This is a genomic window from Desertivirga arenae (genome assembly GCF_017355785.1).
Lineage (GTDB): Bacteria > Bacteroidota > Bacteroidia > Sphingobacteriales > Sphingobacteriaceae > Desertivirga > Desertivirga arenae.
Genome location: NZ_JAFEWE010000010.1, coordinates 37,333 through 57,307, shown reverse-complemented (window position 1 = coordinate 57,307; position 19,975 = coordinate 37,333). Strand labels below are relative to the sequence as shown.

The 19,975-nt window shown below is 41.9% G+C and carries 11 protein-coding genes; 10 read left to right on the top strand and 1 reads right to left on the bottom strand.

Translation table 11 applies throughout. The annotated features are described in order from the left end of the window. The first annotated feature begins 142 nt into the window (after positions 1-142). The 7 genes from J4N24_RS18270 (at position 143) to J4N24_RS18240 (ending at position 15,104) form a co-directional block, all read left to right on the top strand. Positions 143-733: an LOG family protein gene (locus J4N24_RS18270; protein WP_207535161.1), complete on the top strand. Its 591-nt coding sequence runs from the start codon at positions 143-145 to the stop codon at positions 731-733. A gap of 337 nt (positions 734-1,070) precedes the next feature. Then, on the top strand, positions 1,071-3,905 hold the full coding sequence (locus J4N24_RS18265) for a TIM-barrel domain-containing protein (RefSeq protein ID WP_207535160.1): 2,835 nt from the start codon (positions 1,071-1,073) through the stop codon (positions 3,903-3,905). 33 nt (positions 3,906-3,938) lie between these two features. Further along, positions 3,939-7,067 (top strand): SusC/RagA family TonB-linked outer membrane protein, encoded by a 3,129-nt coding sequence (locus tag J4N24_RS18260; protein WP_207535159.1) that lies wholly within the window; start codon positions 3,939-3,941, stop codon positions 7,065-7,067. 17 nt (positions 7,068-7,084) lie between these two features. Next, on the top strand, positions 7,085-8,683 hold the full coding sequence (locus tag J4N24_RS18255; protein ID WP_207535158.1) for a RagB/SusD family nutrient uptake outer membrane protein: 1,599 nt from the start codon (positions 7,085-7,087) through the stop codon (positions 8,681-8,683). 65 nt (positions 8,684-8,748) lie between these two features. Beyond that, a complete protein-coding gene (locus J4N24_RS18250; RefSeq protein WP_207535157.1) occupies positions 8,749-10,128 on the top strand; it encodes a hypothetical protein in 1,380 nt (459 codons plus the stop codon). Between the two features lie 150 nt (positions 10,129-10,278). Further along, positions 10,279-12,672 carry a beta-galactosidase GalB gene (gene galB / locus J4N24_RS18245; RefSeq protein WP_242691715.1) on the top strand — a complete coding sequence of 798 codons (2,394 nt, stop codon included), beginning with the start codon at positions 10,279-10,281 and terminating at the stop codon, positions 12,670-12,672. A gap of 263 nt (positions 12,673-12,935) precedes the next feature. Continuing rightward, positions 12,936-15,104 carry a glycoside hydrolase family 3 C-terminal domain-containing protein gene (locus J4N24_RS18240; RefSeq protein ID WP_242691714.1) on the top strand — a complete coding sequence of 723 codons (2,169 nt, stop codon included), beginning with the start codon at positions 12,936-12,938 and terminating at the stop codon, positions 15,102-15,104. A 469-nt stretch (positions 15,105-15,573) separates the two neighbouring features. On the opposite strand, the gene J4N24_RS18235 is transcribed toward J4N24_RS18240, so the two are convergent. After that, the gene (locus J4N24_RS18235) at positions 15,574-15,867 is read right to left on the bottom strand and encodes a YtxH domain-containing protein (RefSeq protein WP_207535155.1); all 294 of its coding nucleotides are present in this window, start codon (positions 15,865-15,867) and stop codon (positions 15,574-15,576) included. A gap of 199 nt (positions 15,868-16,066) precedes the next feature. Here J4N24_RS18235 and J4N24_RS18230 point away from each other — a divergent pair, with 199 nt between their 5' ends. From J4N24_RS18230 to J4N24_RS18220, 3 genes are all read left to right on the top strand, one after another. Beyond that, entirely contained in the window at positions 16,067-17,383 is a 1,317-nt protein-coding gene (locus tag J4N24_RS18230) for a nicotinamide mononucleotide adenylyltransferase (protein WP_207535154.1), read from the top strand. A 30-nt stretch (positions 17,384-17,413) separates the two neighbouring features. After that, a complete protein-coding gene (locus J4N24_RS18225) occupies positions 17,414-18,061 on the top strand; it encodes a DsbA family protein (RefSeq protein WP_207535153.1) in 648 nt (215 codons plus the stop codon). 123 nt (positions 18,062-18,184) lie between these two features. Next, positions 18,185-19,954, top strand: a complete 1,770-nt coding sequence (locus J4N24_RS18220; protein WP_242691713.1) for an alpha-L-rhamnosidase-related protein — start codon at positions 18,185-18,187, stop codon at positions 19,952-19,954. Positions 19,955-19,975 lie beyond the last annotated feature (21 nt).

Genomic DNA, 19,975 nt, shown 5'->3' with positions numbered 1-19,975 from the left:
GAGACCTAAGGTTTCCTCCCTTTTCTTATTTATAGATTATTTTCAAGGCTATTTTCGCTTCACCTGTAATGAAGGTCTTTATTTAAGTAAGTATTCTTCATGGCGCGGTTTTTTTTATTTCTTTGAGGAAAGTATAATAGTTATGGCAATAAAGAGCATTTGTGTGTACTGCGGAGCGAATTTTAATGGCGATCCAAAGCTTAAAGCAATAGTGGAGGAACTGGCTGCAGTACTTGTAGATCGGGGTATAGAGCTTATATACGGCGGTGGAAGTGTAGGTGTGATGGGGTTGATTGCTGATGCTGTACTTCTTAGAGGAGGTCGGGTAACAGGAGTGATCCCCAAATTTTTGCTGGATAAGGAAGTTGAACATAAAAGCGTGACTAATCTTTTTGTCACCGATAACATGCATCAGCGCAAGCAAAAGATGGCTGATCTTGCAGACGGCTTCATTATTCTTCCTGGTGGCTTTGGTACGCTCGAAGAATTCTTCGAAGTGCTAACCTGGCTTCAGTTGGGGCTGCACGGTAAATCAATAGGAGTATTGAATGTAGATGGCTTTTACGATCACCTCTTTGCTCAAATGGATGTGATGGTAGAAAGGCGATTTCTGAAGCAGTCCAATCGTGAAATGGTACTTAGTGATGATAAACCTGTAGCCTTGGTAGAAAAGATGCTTGCATTTAAGGCCGTGCCCGAAGAAGTATGGTTTAGAGATCGTGACCTTACATAAATTGTTTTTCCTGAACCTTATCTTTTCCGAACCTTTTTCCTCGCCTTTGCTTCTCTGCCATGGCTAGCTTCGAGCATTCCCTCCTGTTTAAGCCTTTATATATTCAACAGCATTTAATGAATAGGCCTTCATTCAAAAAAGGGGATAAAAAGATAAAAAAAGTCTTAAAAGTCCTCAAATAGCTAATAAAAGCCCTTTTAGTTAACATTTTGATACCTAATTGGAAACATTTTGATACCATCACCTTTCGATTTCAAACTTACTTTAGCGCTGTTCGAAGCTCAATAAATTAACCAATTATTATATCAGGTCTTCCGAACCTTCTAATTAACCGATTATGTTTAAACAACTCCTATATAGTTTTTCTGCATGCCTGGTGTTTCTTTCGGGCAACCTATACGCCCAGTCGAAAGGCTTTATTAATGCCAACGATGGGGTAACAATAAATCCTAAAAATTCTTCAGGAAATGTCCGGCTCCAGGTAATATCTGATAAAATTGTGAGGGTCTCTGTGACTCCTGAAAAGCAGTTCAAAAAGAAGCAGAGCCTTATAATTGTCGATACCTTAAAAAGGTCTGGTACCTGGACGGCAACTGAACAAAATGGTGAAGTAGTTTTGAGGACCACAGCTATCAATGCTCATGTAAACCTTCTAAATGGGAAAGTTCGATTTACTAATAAAGCTGGTAAGCTAATCTTATCAGAAAAAGAGGACGGCCGGAAGTTCGTACCTGATTCTTACGACGGTGATGCTTTCTATAAATTAAATCAGACTTTCATTTCTTCTGATAATGAAGCTTTCTATGGCTTAGGACAGCATCAGGAAGGAATAATGAACTATAAAGGACGTCAGGTTTTACTGGCGCAAAACAACACAGAGGTAGCCGTTCCCTTTTTGTTGAGTTCCAATAACTATGGCGTCCTTTGGGATAACTACTCCATTACTAAAGTTGGTGATACGAGAGAAATTCAACAGCTCTCCGGTTTAAGGTTGTATTCGAAAGATGGGGAAAGAGGATGGCTTACTGCTACTTATTATAACAAAAAAGACTCGTCTCAGATTTTTGTTCGGCGTGCTGAAAGTAAGATCGATTACCCTTACCTCAATGATCAGAATCGTTTTCCTGCCAATGTAAAATTAGATAATAGCCGGATCATTTGGGAAGGTTCTATGGAGCCAGCGGTTTCAGGTCTTCATCAGTTTGGTTTAAAATATGCAGGCTATATCAAGATCTGGATAGATGGGAAATTAATTGCGGACAGATGGCGCCAGGGCTGGAATCCAGGGACCGTAACGATTGATCAGAACTTAACAACTGGTAAAAGAACGAAGCTTAAGATCGAATGGATTCCTGATGGCGCAGAATGTTATATCGCCCTAAACTACCTTAGTCCGGCTCCCTCTGGTGTTAAGAATGATTTCTCTTTTCTTTCCGAGGCAGGAGATGAGATAGATTATTATTTCGTTTATGGAAACTCGGCAGACGAGGTTATCAGCGGTTACCGTTACCTTACAGGAAAGGCTAGCATGATGCCAAGCTGGGCGATGGGTTTTTGGCAAAGCCGTGAACGCTATAAGACTCAGGATGAGATCTTGGAAACAGTAAAGACTTTCCGCGAGAAAAAAATACCACTGGATAACATAGTGCTCGACTGGTCATATTGGAAGGAAGCAGAATGGGGAAGTCAGCAGTTTGATGAAACTCGTTTTCCTGATCCTCAGGAAATGCTAAAATCCCTTCACCAGCAATATAACACCCGTCTGATGATTTCCGTGTGGGCCAAGTTTTATGAAGGGATAGACAACTACAATTATCTGAATAAGAACGGTTGGTTGTATAAAAGGAATATTGCTAACCAGCAGCGCGACTGGATTGGTAAAGGATATGTCTCCACTTTTTATGATGCTTATAATCCTGGTGCCCGGACAGCCTTTTGGAGCTTGATCAATAAGAATCTCTACAGCAAAGGTATCGATGCATGGTGGATGGACGCCTCAGAGCCAGACATCCACTCTAATTTAGATATTGAATCAAGAAAAGAGTTAAGCACGCCTACGTTCTTGGGTTCCTCCACCCGCTATTTCAACGGCTTTGCACTTGCCAATGCGAAAGGAATTTATGAAGGGCAACGCTCTGTCAACCCAAATTCCCGTGTATTTATTTTAACTCGTTCCGCTTATGCTGGTCTTCAACGTTTCGGAGCCGCCACATGGAGCGGTGATATCTCTGCCCGTTGGCATGATATGAAAGATCAAATAGCTGCCGGTCTCAACTTTTCAATGTCTGGCTTACCATTCTGGACAATGGACATCGGTGGTTTCGCAGTCGAGAAACGTTATGAGAAGCCAAATGCCATGGATTTGGAGGAATGGCGCGAGCAAAATGCTCGCTGGTATCAATTCGGAGCATTTACTCCATTATTTCGTGTTCATGGGCAGTTCCCTTACCGCGAGATTTATAATATTGCACCTGAAGACCATCCGGCTTACAAGAGCATGCTTTATTATAACAAGCTGCGATACAAGCTTATGCCTTATATCTATTCCCTTAATGGCATGGCTTTCCATAAGGATTATACTCTTATGAGAGGCTTAGCTATGGATTTTCCAGGTGATGCTCAAGTCAGAAATATCAACGATCAATATATGTTCGGATCCTCTATCTTAGTTAACCCCATTACCGAGTATGGCACAACTAGCCGTCAGGTTTATCTTCCTCAGGGATCTTCCTGGTATAACTTCTATACCGGTGAATACCTGAAGGGGGGCCAAAGCATCAAGGCGGCTGCAGCTTATGAAGAAATACCACTGTTTGTAAAGGAAGGAGCCATTATTCCCACTGGTCCTGATATTCAATATACCAACGAAAAACCTGCCGACCCTATATCTATCTATGTCTATACCGGGAAAGACGGAACCTTTAACCTTTATGAAGATGAAGGCCTGAACTATAATTATGAAAAAGGAATATTTTCTGAAATCCCATTAATCTACAACGATACCAAAGGAACCCTTACAATAGGCGATCGCAAAGGGAGCTTCCCCGGAATGATTAAAGAAAGAACATTTAACATAGTGTGGATCACTCCCCAGAACGGAGGGTCATTAACTAAGAATACAATCAGTAAAACAGTAAAATATGACGGAAAAAAACTAATCGTGACTAAGTAAACCAATCCACTTAAAAAATTAACCAATTGAAAAATGAATATTTCTACAAATTATCGAAAGTTGAGCACTTTCTTTCTGGTGCTCTGCCTGATGCTCCTCTCAAGTCAGACGCTTTTTGCTCAGGAGACAAGGATTAGCGGTAAGATCACCTCTTCTGATGATAAGCTTCCACTACCGGGGGTGAGTATCAACGTGAAAGGAACCAACAAAGGCGTGTCTTCCGACGCTAATGGTCTTTATTCTATTTCAGCTAATCCCGGCGACATCCTTGTATTTAAATCAATAGGATTTCAAACCCTCGAAAGGAAGGTTGGGTCAGGTACAAGCATTAACGTTGTATTAAGCACCGAAACCAATACATTAAATGAAGTTGTAGTGGTGGGCTACGGTGTTCAAAAGAAAAAATTGACAACCGGGGCAAATCTTCAGGTTAAGGGAGACGACCTGCAAAAACAAAATACAACGAATGCATTACAGGCCTTACAGGGGCAAGCCCCAGGCGTACAGGTTACTTCCACTTCAGGCCAACCAGGCTCGGGAATGAATGTGGTAATAAGAGGTAAAGGCACAATCGGCAATAGTTCTCCGCTATATGTAGTCGACGGGGTCATCACAGGTGACATTTCCTATCTGAACCCGGCTGATATCGAATCCATGGATGTTCTGAAAGACGCTGCCTCTGCCGCAATTTACGGCTCTCAGGCTGCGAACGGCGTAGTCCTGGTTACTACCAGAACAGGTCGCCTCAATCAAAAGGCTGTAGTTACTTTTGATTCTTATGTTGGCACTCAGAATGTTGCCTCAAAAACCAGGATGCTCAATTCGAAAGAATTTGCAACGATTATGAACGAGGCGGCTATCAACTCAGGAAGCAATCCCTACTTCAATATCGCCTCCCTTGCAAACATGGCGGAGGGAACTGATTGGCTGGATCATATGCTGGTAAATAATGCAGGTACTCAAAATTATTCATTAGGTGTTCAGGGTGGCACAAAAGCGACTTCCTACTCCACCGCACTTTCTTACACCAGTCAAAATGGAGTAGTAGGAGGAGCTGACCTTTCCAGCTATTCCCGCGTTAGTTTCCGTGTTAATACTGAACATAATCTTTATAAAGATATCATTAAACTCGGGCAGCACGCTACCTATTCCTACACCGAAAACAGTGGTATTGGAGTCGGGGGTCTGTACAACAACAGTTTGCGTGGAGCTTTTAATACAAGTCCCTTACTGCCAATGTATGATGAAACAGGAAAATATTTTAACGCCAGGAATTCTACCTGGAACAACGGCGAGTCTAACCCCTATGCCGAACTAGTTTATAACAATCAAAATAAGAGTAATGGTCAACGGCTTTTAGGAGACGTATACCTTTCTGTTGAACCTATTAAAAATTTAAGGTTCAGGACTAGCTTAAGCGTTAACTTCAATGACCACGACAGACGCACTTATAGGCCGGTTTACGACCTCTCAATTTATTCCTTTAACAATGTAAACAGTGCAAGTGACAGTACAAGCCGCGGCAGGTCTGTAATGTTTGATAATCTCCTTAGTTATCGTTTTGCGGTAAAAAAGACCCATAGTGTTGAGGTAATGGCCGGAACTTCATCCTACTCTCAGAGGGGAACTAATTTCAGGGGAGGCAATACTGATTTAAGATTTGAAGGCTTCGATTATGCCTACCTGGGCAATGCAGAGGGACAAAGCATTGCCAATATGATCATCGCAAGTTCTCCATGGGATCAGGATAAGAGATTGTCCTACTTCGGAAGAGCCAATTATAATTACAAAGAAAAATATTTGTTAAATGCAACCTTGCGTGCGGATGGTTCTTCCCGGTTCGCTAAAGGGAACCGTTGGGGTTATTTTCCTTCAGTGGCAGCAGGTTGGGTAGTTACAGGAGAAAACTTCCTTAGTACTACAACCAATTGGCTGGATTATCTCAAGCTTCGTGCTAGTTGGGGACAAGTAGGTAATCAGAATATCGACTACTTCCAGTACCTCCAAACCGTACAGTTCAGTAATGCCAACTATACTTTTGGAAATACAGAGGGTGCTTTATCCAGGGGAGCATATCCGGATCGCTTGGGTAATCCTAATGTGAAATGGGAAACATCCGAGCAAACTAATGTTGGTTTAGATTCAAGATTTCTAAAGGGTAAAATAAGCCTCACTGCTGATTATTATGTGAAGGATACAAAAGATTGGCTCATAGCTGCTCCTATTTTAGCAACAGCCGGAGCTAATGCTCCCTTTATCAATGGAGGAGACGTACGTAATTCAGGTTTAGAACTTGGGTTTTCTTTCCGTAATACAATTAACAAGCTTAACTACTCCATCGGACTGAACGGTTCTTACAACAAAAATAAAGTGGGTAATATTCCTAATCTCGAAGGCATTATTCACGGGGCAACAAACACCCTTTACAATAACTCCCCTGAATTCTACCGGGCGCAGAACGGACTTCCTGTGGGTTATTTCTGGGGATATAAAACGGCCGGTATTTTCCAAACCGAAGAGGAAGTTAATACTTACCGCTCTACGACAGGTAAAGTTATTCAGCCTTCCGCGGCTCCCGGCGATTTGAGATATGTGGATATAAATGGAGATGGTTCAATTTCTGACTTGGATAAAACAATTATCGGCGATCCAAATCCTAATTACACTTTTGGTCTCAATCTCTCAGCAGATTATAAAGGGTTCGACTTCTTCCTGCAGGCAGGCGGTGTAGCGGGAAATCAAATAGTACAATCGCTTAGAAATCAAACGGATGGAAAAGCGAATTTTTCTGAAGAGATCCTTGGTCGCTGGCATGGTCCGGGTTCCTCCAATACTATCCCAAGGGTAACTGTTGATAACAGGAACTTTACTCAGTTTTCTGATCTGTACGTACAAAATGGTGATTATCTCAGGATAAATACCGTAACGGTAGGCTACGACTTCTCCAGGATCCTGAAAAGGAGCTATCTGAAAAATCTAAGAGTATATGCCTCTGCCTTAAACTTATACACTTTCACTAAGTATACTGGAATGGATCCCGAAATCGGCTATTCAGGAACAGACGATAATGTAAACTCAGGGAGAGCATTTTCTTCGGGAGTGGATGTAGGCTATTACCCACGTCCGCGCACTTTTATGCTGGGCACAAACTTCAAATTTTAATGGTTAAGCTACAGATTATGAAAACTACTAAATTCTATATACTCGCATTATCCTTTATAACCCTGGGTGGTTGCCAGAAAGACTTTCTGGATTCAGAACCTATAACGAAGGGTACTGAACAAAATTTTTACAGAACAAAGGCGGACGCTGCCAGGGCCATCGTTGGCTGTTATGATGGCCTTCAGACGGTGTGGGCAGCTGGAATTGCCCTTCCGGTAGCAGCAGAAATCATGTCTGACAATGCTTTCGGAGGCACTGGTAATTCTGATGGTTTCGGTTATCAGATGATAGATGAATTCGATAAACAGCGTTCTCCTGCAGATGTCACTGTTTTCGGCAGTAACTGGTCGGCCTACTACAAGGCTGTTTACAGGTGCAATGTGCTGTTGAGTAAAATAGACCAGATTAATTGGGAGGGGGATGAGTTGGCGCGAATGACTGCTGAATCTGAGGCCAGATTTTTAAGGGCTTACCTCTATTTCGACATGGTGCGCCTATGGGGAAATATTCCTTTACTCACTTCTCCTTCTGCTGAAAATGTCCCTCAGTCTGGTGCCGACGAGGTGTATAAACAAATTGCTGAAGATTTAAAGTACGCTGCCGACAACCTTCCCGAAACTGCTTATACTGCAGAATGGGCTAAAACGAACGGCGGCAGGATAACAAAATGGGCAGCTGAAGCCTTGATCGGAAGGGTCTTTTTGTACTACACAGGATATTACAACAAACCAGATCTTGCGGGGCTGATCTCCAAAGCTCAGGTTGTCGCTTACCTCGAGAATGCTATCAACAAAAGCGGCCACGGGCTATTAACAGATTTTACCACTCTTTGGCCTGCAGCCTCGGTGGAGAAGTATGCTGGTGAAGATAACAAGGAAACAGTCTTTGCAATAAAATACACCTATACCAGCAACTACAATGGTAATACAGATGGCAATCATTGGATGGTAATGACGGGCATGCGCGAGCAGTCAAGTTACCCCTATGGGAATGGCTGGGGCGGAGCTACTGTAAACCCTAAACTTTGGAATGCATTCAGTAATACGGATACGCGCCGAAATGCATCAATCATTTCTATTGGGGATGAGGGCATAGCCTTCGCAAATAAGCCGAAGCAACGAGAATATACAGGATACTATAACAAAAAGTATTCGCCAATGATCAATAAGAATGGAACCAGCATGGTTGAGCTTTACACTACCAGTGGAAACTTTATGATCAGCCAGTATCAGGATTTTGTTTCCATTCGCTACGCGGATGTTTTATTAATGGCCGCCGAACTTGGAAGTGCCAGTGCCCAGGAGTACTTCAACCAGGTACGTCAGAGGGCCTATGGCAATAATTATACTGAAATTGCTGCTACTAAAGAGAATATTCTTAAAGAGAGAAGGCTGGAGTTTGTGGGGGAGGGTTTAAGGTATTGGGACCTGCTTCGCCAGGGTGTGAACACTGCTGCAACTTCTATTGCAGAAACAGTAACTCTTGAGAACGGCGGTGTAGCTACACCTAAAACAATATCTGCTGCTAAAATAATCGAAACGAAGGGCTTGCAACAGATACCTACAGATCAGATCAATCTGTCAAACAATGTATTGAAGCAAAATCAGGGTTGGTAAAAAAAGAATAATCGAGCAGCCCCCTTTCTTTTATCAAACTAGAGGGGCTGCATAAACCTAAAGTAATGAAGACGTTCAAAAATATATATGTGATTTTCCTGGCAGCTGTTTGTTTTATAGCTTCCTGTTCCAAGAAAGAATATGAGTTGGGATCTTTGCCCGACAAATCCGATCTCAAGTTCGAAGTTAAGCAAGACTTACAGAAAGATCCCGGTGGGAACACAGTAATCCTGGTTAATAATACTCCTGAAACTACTCCTGTCTGGAATTATGGCACTGGCAAGTCTTACCGGCAAAGGGATACTATACGCTTTGCATTCAAAGGAAATTATACCGTTAAGTTTTCTGCTGTAACCGGAGCCGGCATTGTGGAAGGGGATTCTATTATAGTAAAGGTTACGCAAGACAATCTGCAATACGTTAACGATCCTCTTTGGACAGCACTATCAGGCGGGCCGGGAAATGAGAAAACCTGGATATTGGATATTAAAGCGCAATATTTTGATGGTCCATTATTTTTTTATGGAACTAACAACGGCTGGCTCCAGGGCGGGAATAGTGGGTGTTATGGTGCGGATTGCTGGAATTGGAGTCCAGACTATAAAGGTAATACCTGGCTGATGGAAAATGGAGATTATGGTACCATGACCTTCAGCTTGAAAGGGGGGCCCTTTGTTAAATCAACTCACTTAAAACTACCGTCAAGGGGAACAGAAAATGGAACCTACTATTTAGACAAAGATGCCAAAACCCTTACGCTCTCTGGCGCATCGCCTTTACATGATAAAGATCGTGATGCTTGTGTGGCCAACTGGGGAAGTATTAAGTTAATGTCTCTTACTGAAAATTCTATGCAACTTGCAGTTCTTCGTACTTCTTGTGAAGGACCTGCCTTGCTTGTTTACAATTACGTAACTAAAGAATACTCTGATAACTATGTGCCTCCTGCCGCTCCGCCGACTTCAACATTCGATGAAGGTTTTAATCCAAAGTTCGCTCCTGGTGAACTGCTGGATTACTTGACCGCTGCGTCGTCGAGACTTTGGACGCTTGACGCAACAGGTAATCCTATTGATTGGATAGGCAAGGGAAAGGGTTGGACCACTGGTCACGCCAGCTCAAGAGAGTGGGGCTGGAATAATGCCTGGGATCAGGCGGTAGTTGGCTCATACATCAAGTTTGAAAAAAATGGACTGAAATATACCCGCTTTCAGAACGGGTTGAAAACTACAGGAACTTTCGCCATAAATGAAAGTAAGAATGAAATTACCTTAAGCGGAGCTACTTTGCTACAGAATTCCGCCAGTTCCTTAAATCCTACTCAGACAACGTTCAAAGTGGTTAAAGCTTTTCCTGGTGATGTTGCAGGGAAGGGTATTTGGTTTGGCACTAGCTACGACACGGCAAAGGATGAATGGTTCGCATTTCATTACATATTGTTCTAAATTGGTTAGTATCTGAGGTGTTGGTACTTTTGCCAGCACCTCTTACTACAATGTCTAATAAACCTGCCTTCAAACTGATTCTCGTAGTACTTCCCGAGATAGTCTATACTAAAGATGCAAAAACTCATATTTAACATAATACTTCTACTGTTGATATATTTCCACCTGACTGGTGTAACAGAAGCTCAAACAAGGAATATTCAAAACTTTGATAAAGGCTGGAAGTTTTACCTGGGGGAGGTGTCAAAAGCCAGCACTGCTTCTTTTGACGACAGTAGATGGCGTTCTCTTAATCTTCCTCACGACTGGAGCATTGAGGGTAAGTTTGATGAAAAAAATCCTTCGGGGCAGGGTGGTGGTGCTTTACCTGGTGGCATTGGCTGGTACCGGAAAACATTTTCAGTTCCCCTTTCCTCAAAAAACAGATCGGTGTTCATAGATTTTGGAGGGATTTACCGCAACAGTGAGGTTTGGATTAATGGGCATTCCCTTGGTATCAGACCAAATGGATATATTTCTTTTCGTTATGATCTAAGCCCATACCTTAACTATGGTTCAACCAATACTATTGCAGTTCGGGTAGATAATGCCGAGCAGCCTAATTCAAGATGGTATTCAGGCTCGGGAATCTATCGGAGTGTATACCTGACAACTACTGGCAAAACCTTTGTTGACAATTGGGGCACATTTATTACTACTCCCCAAGTGAGTCACAAATCTTCACTTGTTAATTTACAGATCAGAGTTAGGAATACTTCCGGAAGAAAAGGAAAGGCACAATTACTAACAGCACTATATTCTCCTGAAGGAAAGATGGTTGCCAGTGCTTCTTCTCCTTTTACTTTAAATGATTCAAAAGATATTATACAAACATTCTCTATAAGTAATCCATCACTGTGGTCAGATGTTAACCCTCACCTTTATAAGGCGGTAACGAAAATACAGGTATCCGGAAAAGTAACAGATTCTTATGAAACCTCCTTCGGGATCCGTTCCTTCAGTTTTGATGCGGTTAGTGGCTTTTCACTTAATGGGAAGAAATTGAAAATACGTGGTGTTTGTAATCATCACGACCTTGGAGCTCTCGGTGCTGCGTTTAATATACGGGCAGCAGAACGCCAGTTAGAATTACTTAAAGAAATGGGCTGTAATGGGATTCGTACTTCTCATAATCCTCCGGCACCCGAGCTTCTTGATCTTTGCGACAGAATGGGCTTTATTGTAATGGATGAAGCATTTGATATGTGGAAGAAGGGGAAGAACCCATCCGATTATAGCCGAGACTGGGATAAATGGCATGTAAAAGACCTGGAAGACCAGGTGCTGCGCGATAGGAACCACCCAAGCGTTTTCATCTGGAGCGTAGGGAACGAAATCCAGGAGCAATGGGGAGACGAAGCCAAGGGAGATACCTCTGGTCGTAACATCACCCGTGAACTGGTGAGCATTGTTAAAAACCTTGATAAAACACGCCCCGTCACCACTGCAAATAACGAAGTGAATCCATGGAACAATTTAATTAAATCTGGAGCACTGGACCTGATAGGCTATAATTATAATCATAGTAAGTATAAAGACTTTCATAAAACATGGGGTAGCGAAAAGAAATTTATTGTTACCGAATCTGTTTCTGCTTTACAAACACGTGGACATTATGATATGCGTTCTGATAGCATACGTCTCTGGCCTCCAGCTTGGGACAAGCCTTTACTTACAGGAAATCCTGATCTTACTTGTTCAGCATACGATAACTGCCATGCGCCCTGGGGTTCCACTCACGAAGAGACTTTAAAAGAGTTTGAAAGGTTAGACCATGTTTCAGGTATGTACATTTGGACTGGCTTCGACTATCTTGGTGAGCCCACCCCATACCCATGGCCGGCACGCAGTTCCTATTTCGGCATTATCGACCTTGCTGGCTTTCCTAAAGATTCTTACTACATGTATCAAAGTGTATGGACTAAGAAGCCGGTCCTGCATATTTTACCGCATTGGAATTGGAAGCCGGGACAGGAGATTGACGTTTGGGCTTATTACAACAATGCCGATCAGGTGGAACTCTTCCTTAATGGAAGATCTCTTGGTATAAGATCAAAAAACGATGACTTCCACGTTATGTGGCGAGTGAAATATGAGCCTGGACTGTTAAAAGCGGTCTCCCGGAAGAACGGAAAAGTAGTACTTACTAAACAAGTAAGTACTGCAGGGAATCCGTTTAGAATTATTCTTTCTGCCGACCGGTCTAAAATCAAAGCTGATGGTAAAGATTTGTCTTTCATAACAGCCAAGGTAGTAGATGAAGATGGAAATTTAGTTCCCGATGCTGATCAGCTGATCACTTTCAAATTACAGGGTTATGCCGAAATTGAAGCAGTGGATAATGGCTCACCAACTAGTATGGAATCTTTTAAAACTAATTACAGAAAAGCATTTAACGGACTTGCCCTTGCCATAATAAGGTCGATGGAAAAGAAAGGGAGGGTGGTAGTTGAGGGCAGTTCCCCGGGCCTTCAAAGCGCCAAAGTTGAATTGCAGTTTCAATAATTGATCCTGATAGACCTATTCCGTGTTTCCAGGTTTTAAATTAAATACGCTATACTTTTATGGAATAAAAACATTAATCCAGGTGTTGGATCTATTGATGCCTGCTTGAAGCGGAAATTTAAATTGTCTAGGTTTTTGCCTGTATTGATTATTAAGGCAAAATGGCTCTGCATATTGAAATTAGTCTCGAACCTAAAGAAACTTGTGATGTTACTATTTCCTTAGGAGGTAAAATATTATAAACTTACACTACTACATAATCAATGATGAAAAAAGATCTTTTAGGTTGCTTGATTTTTAGCTTCTTTATTTTCTCTAAAAATCCAACAATTGCCCAACAGCAGAATGACCCGGCAATAGAGGCAAAAGTGGAGGCTCTGCTTAAACAGCTCAGTCTGGAAGAAAAAATAACCATGTTGCACGGTAATTCTTCTTTCACTTCCGGTGGCGTTCCTCGCTTAGGGATACCGGAACTTGTTACCTCTGATGGCCCACATGGCGTAAGACCAGAACATGGCCGCGATTGGGTGCTTGACAACAAGGGTAACGATTCATCAACTTACCTTCCTGTTGGCTTAACGCTGGCTTCAACCTGGAACCCTGAATTAGGATACAAGTTCGGCGCAGTACTCGGAAGCGAAGCTAAATGGCGTGGTAAAGATGTGATCCTGGGCCCTGGAATTAACATTTTGCGTACTCCTCTTAATGGTCGGAACTTCGAATACATGAGCGAAGATCCTTATCTGATATCCAGAATGGTTGTAGGATATATAAAAGGGGTGCAAGACCAGGGCGTCTCGGCTTGTGTTAAACACTATTTGGCCAATAACCAGGAAATTCGACGGGATGGCATCAATGTAGAGATGAGTGAGCGTGCATTAAGAGAAATTTATCTTCCAGGGTTTAAAGCTGCCGTTGTGGAAGGTGGAGTAAATACGTTAATGGGTGCTTACAACCGGTTCCGCGGAGAATTTTGTACTTACAATGATTACCTTATCAACAAAATATTAAAAGGAGAATGGGGATTTAAAGGTTTGGTAATGAGCGACTGGGGTGCTGTTCACTCAACCAAAGAGGCCCTCTTGGGAGGCGCAGACCTGGAAATGGGTACTGATATAGGAACCCCTGCCAAATCATTTGACCAATTCTACATGGCTGCACCTGCTTTACAGATGGTTAAATCAGGGCAGGTATCCGAATCAGTGATAGATGATAAAGTACGTAGGATCCTTCGTGTTATGTTCAAGACTAACATGATCAATGCTAAACGAACTCCAGGTGCTTATGCAACTTCAGACCATGCTGCGGTCGCAAAGAAAGTTGCAGAAGAAGGGATCATCTTATTAAGGAATAAAAATAATGTACTTCCTCTTTCAAAGACAGGCGTAAAAACTATAGCAGTTATTGGAGCAAACGCAAATCGAAAAAACTCTATGGGAGGCGGTAGTTCACAAGTGCGCCCGAAGTATGAGGTAACCCCTCTGGAAGGAATAAGAGCTTGTGTAGGGAATACAGCCGGGATAAAGTTTGCTCAGGGGTATACCATAACAAGAAAAGCAAAGGCAGATGAGAAACTTATTGCAGAGGCCGTTGAGGCAGCCCGAATTGCAGAGGTTGCTGTTGTTTTCGGAGGATGGACCCACGGTTATAATTATAGCATTTGGAACGATAATGCATTTGATGCGGAAGGAGTTGATAAAACAAACATGAATATGCCCTTTGGACAGGATGAGTTGATTTCTGCAGTTATTGTTGCTAATCCTAATACCATTGTTGTTTTGTTTGGCGGAGGCGCCTTAGACATAAGTAAATGGGAGGGAAAAGCTAAAGCAATTCTTCAGGTGGGCTATCCGGGACAAGAAGGAGGCAACGCTATTACAGAAGTTTTATTTGGAGATGTTAACCCCTCTGGTAAACTAACATTCAGCTGGCCAAAGAAACTGGAAGACTCTCCAGCTCATAAGTTAGGTGAATATCCTGGGGATAGTATTAATGTTCGTTATAAGGATGATATCTTTGTTGGCTATCGATACTTTGACACCTACAAAGTAAAACCGCAGTTCGCTTTCGGACATGGTTTGTCTTATAGCAAGTTCGATTACAAGGGCTTGAAATTGAGTAAGTCTGGTAGTACGGTTAGAGCAACTTTTACAATAACTAACACAGGCCTAAGACCTGGAGCTGAAGTCGTTGAGGCTTATATAAGAGACACGAAATCCTCAGTAAAAAGGCCGGAAAAGGAACTTAAAGGGTTCGAGAAAGTTTTTCTTAATGCAGGAGAATCTAGAGAGATAACGCTTTCTTTCGATGAGAATGCTTTTATGTTTTTTGACGAGAAAGCGGGTCAGTGGAAGATGGAGTTAGGCAAGTTTGAAATTCTTGTCGGTGCTTCGTCTGATGATATCCGGTTAAAAAAAAGTGTAAGATTATAATTTAAGACAATCTTTTTATCAGAGCCACCTATCAGCGTGGCTCTTTTGTTTCAACACGTTATTTCGCTTCTGTTCTGCGCGTTTTATTTCTTTTGTTAAGATGGTTTTTTTTAAATTTGATCCATTCCCCGGCATTCCGCCATCTAAAATCAAAATACTTATAGTGACCTTATAGCGACCTTACAGCGACTTTATAGCGACCTTATAGCGATCATTGCCCTGAGATTGTCTATACCAAAGCTGTACCTGCTTAGTGGATAGTCCCGGGATGGTTGCAGGTATGGCTTAAATTAATTGCAGGTGGCAGGCCAGATTTTCGAACATGTCTCAGATCATTCCCGGAAATGCCTCCTCGTATTATTGAGGAAGAGATGGGGAGCTAAGGATAGTGAGAGGAATTCCTTTGTGGAAATAGGAATAGAATTTTGAGTTTTGAAATAAGGCCGTCTTTTTTAACGGCCTTAAGTATCTATAGAGTTCCTATTCCTGATGCTGGGTCCGGATTCGAGGAAAAACCATTAGTTTTTGGTTTTTCAGGTTCAGTCATTTTCGTGATCTGATCTTTAACCTGGTTAATATACGGCTCAACTTTGTCCATATAAGGCTTTGCCTTGTCCATATAAGGCTTCGCCTTTTCCTTCCATTCCGGTGCTTTAGCTTTTAAATCATCCATAATAGAAGTTCCGTCAGGACGCTTCTTTGTAACATAATGTACCCCTGCTGCTACGGCAGCACCTGTAACTAGTAATCGAAATAAGCCCATCGTTTTTTTGAGTTTTTTTTAAAGTAAACAATACAGTTTTGTTTTTGTGTTAACCATCTAGCAATGAGTAGATATTCGGGTGTATCAATGGTATTCTATGGGTCTGGGGTAAGGATCAGGAGCGAAAAGTTTCTGAAATCTTAAACAAAAGCCCTTCAAAAACTGCTTCCTATCAGCGAAAAAATATATTTTTGAAAGCATGCAGAGAGAAATTCCCGAAACCAAAAGAAAAGCACTCAGAATAAATCTTGATCCAGCCATTTACGGAACCTTTGCAGAGATCGGAGCCGGACAGGAAGTAGCACGTAACTTCTTTACAGCTGGAGCAGCTTCAGGTACTATCGCTAAAACGATGTCGGCTTATGATATGGTTTTTAGTAACTCTATTTATGGAGCGGAAATATCTGGCCGGTATGTAAGTAAATCAAGACTCGAGAAGATGCTTGCACACGAATATGCTTTGCTATCTGAACGGTTGATCGGGGATAAATATGTTGGGCACAAATTTTTTGCATTTGCAGATACTGTTAGTACCCTTAATTTCAGTAAAACTAATGACCCTCATGGTTGGCTGGGAATGCGTTTTCAAAGTACACCTGGGGGAGAACACAACGATATTATTCTGCATGTCAGGTTGCTGGATACCGATACTATTCTTCAACAGAACGTTTTAGGCGTGATCGGAGTCAATTTAGTATATGCCGCTTATTATCATAGTCATGATATTCAATTAATGATTGAATCTCTGGTGGATAATCTATCAATCGGGTCCGTTGAAATTGACCTGATAAATCTTCGTGGTCCCGTATTTCAAAATGCTAATGATCGCCTGGTTAACCTATATTTAATAGCAAAAGGATTTTCAGGAGCTGCCATATTTGATGAGAAAGGTAATGCCTGTCAATCTAAAGATCTTTTGTACAAGAAAGATATTATGATCCTGCGTACAAAGTACAAGCAGAAATCTACTCCAAATTTTGACCTCTTTAATAGGGCGGTAGACCAGTTTAAAAAAACTCAGAACATTAAAGGTGAGAATCTTGAAGTTTTGATTGAGGTGCTAATGACGAGTGAGCTTAATCAGGACGAATCTGCCGAATTAACTACAGAAGAACTCGAAGAATTTGCTAAAAGGGCTGAAGAGCTTTGTGCTACAGGCAATAATGTAATAGTTTCTAACTTTACACGAAATCACAAAGTCGCCCAATACCTCTCACGTTGTCGTCCTAATAGTGTGGGTATTTCAACCAACATCGCGAACCTAAAACGGATCTTCGATGCTGCTAGTTTTGGTGAACACTATACAGATGAGCTTTTAGCTTATGTGAGTGATCTTTTTAGCAGAAATGTAAAATTATACGCCTACCCTTATTTGGATAGAAAGAATAATGAGATCATAACCACCAAAAATATGCCGGTTTCAAAAGAAGCGAAACCTCTTTTCGAGTTTCTCATCAGTAATAATTATATAACTGATATAGAAAGCTACGACGAAAAAGATGTTAAAACCGTCTAAACATTTCATTACATCCGGCATTATTATTTAATGCAATTGAAATTCATCTACATTTACGACGCCCTCTGTACTTGGTGCTATGGTTTTTCCCCAGTGATAAAAGCTGTGCGGGACAAATACAAGGACGTGTTCGAATTTGAAATTTTAAGTGGAGGGATGATTACTGGAACGCGCACGGGACCTGTATCAGTTGTTTATCCAACTTTCAAAGACGATTATAAGCAGGTTGAAGAGCTAACAGGAATTGATTTTGGAGAAGCTTTTCTCCACGAGTTGGATAAAGGGTCAATGATCTTCGATTCCGAACGACCCTCGATCGCCTTGAGTGTATTTAAATTGGCGATGCCTCAGCGGGTTTTCGATTTTATATACGATTTACAGCAATCAATATTCTACGAGGGTAAAGATCCCAACAGCGATGAGTTATATCGTTATCATGCTGTTAATTTCGGTATAGACCCTGACCAGTTTATTTACAACATGCACCTGGAGCAATTTAAGCAGGACGCGTATTACGAATTTGCGCTGGCAAGGCAGCTTCAGGTAAATAATTACCCTGCCGCTTTCATTCAATCATCCGACAATCATTTCTTTATGGTGGCAAGAGGTTTCGCAACACTCGAAACAATGGAACTGAGGATTGATAATGTTCTAAAAGAACTTGAAGCAAAACAGTAAGAGCACCTAACACCTGGATCTGTATCATAATTTTTACTGCTGGGAGCCTGGCCGTAGTAAACTTCTGCTGATCCTTATCTTAACTTAGTACGTTGTTAATTAGCCAATTTAACCCGTATCGTTTTGAAACTTCGTTTACTAGCAGCATTCCTTTTAAGTTCTTTAACTGCATTCGCTCAGTCGCCCATGATTTACCCTCAACTAGCTTTAGGTAAAACTGAAAGAGACCCATTGTCGCGAATTTATCTTACTCCCAAGCGAATAGTTTGGAAGTCCAACGACTCCTTAGTACTTAAACCCGAACTGCTGTTGGAGCAAGGGAATAGCCAGGCTTACTTTGAATTGAGGAATGTTTGTAAGATTATTAATAAAGGTAATAGTAGAACCGGCCTTGTGCTTGATTTTGGAAAGGAGTTTCATGGAGGCATTCAAATTACTACTTCTCAAAGTAACCGGGTAACCAGGAAAGTGCGTGTTCGATTTGGCGAATCGGTGAGTGAGACCATGAGTGATGTGATAGGTGATGGTACTACCGGTAAAGAAGGAGGGGCAACGAACCATCATGCGATGAGGGATTTTGAAGTAACTCTTCCTGGGTATGGCACGCTTCAGGTTGGTAATTCCGGTTTTCGTTTCGTTAGGATCGACCTGCTTGAACGCGATGCTTTTCTTGCTCTCAAAGAGATAAGGGGAGTAGCCACCCTTCGCGATATTCCTTATCTCGGCTCATTTAAATCGAATGATACGCTATTAAATAGGATATGGGAAACAGGAGCTTACACCGTGCATTTGAATATGCAGGACTATTTATGGGATGGTATTAAACGCGACCGGATGGTGTGGGCCGGAGACATGCATCCTGAAATTATGACTATCAGCAATGTTTTTGGCTATAATGAAGTTGTTCCCAAAAGCCTGGATTTTGTAAGAGATCATACACCTTTACCCAATTGGATGAACGGAATCTCAGCCTATTCCATGTGGTGGGTGATTATGCAGCATGATTGGTACCAGTACCATGGCAAACTTGATTACCTCAGGGAACAAAAGGCCTACCTTATACCCCTGCTGGATCTGTTTCTAACAAAGGTTGATCAACAAGGGCATGAGAAGTTAGATGGTCCCGGAATGAGATTTCTAGACTGGCCTTCAAGTGAAAACAAGCCGGGTGTACATGCCGGACTTCAAGCCTTGATGGTAATGACTTTCGAAAAAGGGGCCCGGCTTGCGGATATATTAGGAGAAAAAGAAAAGGCTGAAACCTATCGCACAATGTTAACTAAGATGAAAAGTTATCTTCCTGACCCTAATGGTTCCAAGCAGGCTGCTTCTTTATTGTCGCTAGCTAATGTAATGCCTGCAGTTAAAGCCAATCAGGATGTTATTGCTGTAGGTGGAGCTACGAACTTTTCTACCTTCTACGGATATTATATGTTAGAAGCTCAGGCTAAGGCGTCTGATTATCAAACTGCTATTAACAATATTCGTCAATATTGGGGAGGGATGCTAAAACTGGGAGCTACAACCTTTTGGGAGGATTTCGATATGAATGAAGCCAAAAATGCTGCCCCAATTGATAATATTGTCCCATCAGGAAAAACCGACTATCACCGGAATACGGGAGCTTATTGCTATATAGGTCTCCGGAGAAGCCTTTGCCATGGCTGGGCTTCGGGACCAACTCCATGGCTGACCAAATATGTATTAGGCATTGAGGTTCTGGAGCCAGGATGCAAAAAGATTAGAATTGAACCGCATTTAGGGGATCTGGAATGGGTAGAGGGTACTTTTCCTACTCCCGCTGGTGTGGTATACGTAAAGCATATTAAGACTGGTGCAAATAAAATTAGAACTACTATCAGGGCTCCAAAGGAAATAAAAATCATCAAATAGTAATTAAATAACAAAAAGAGG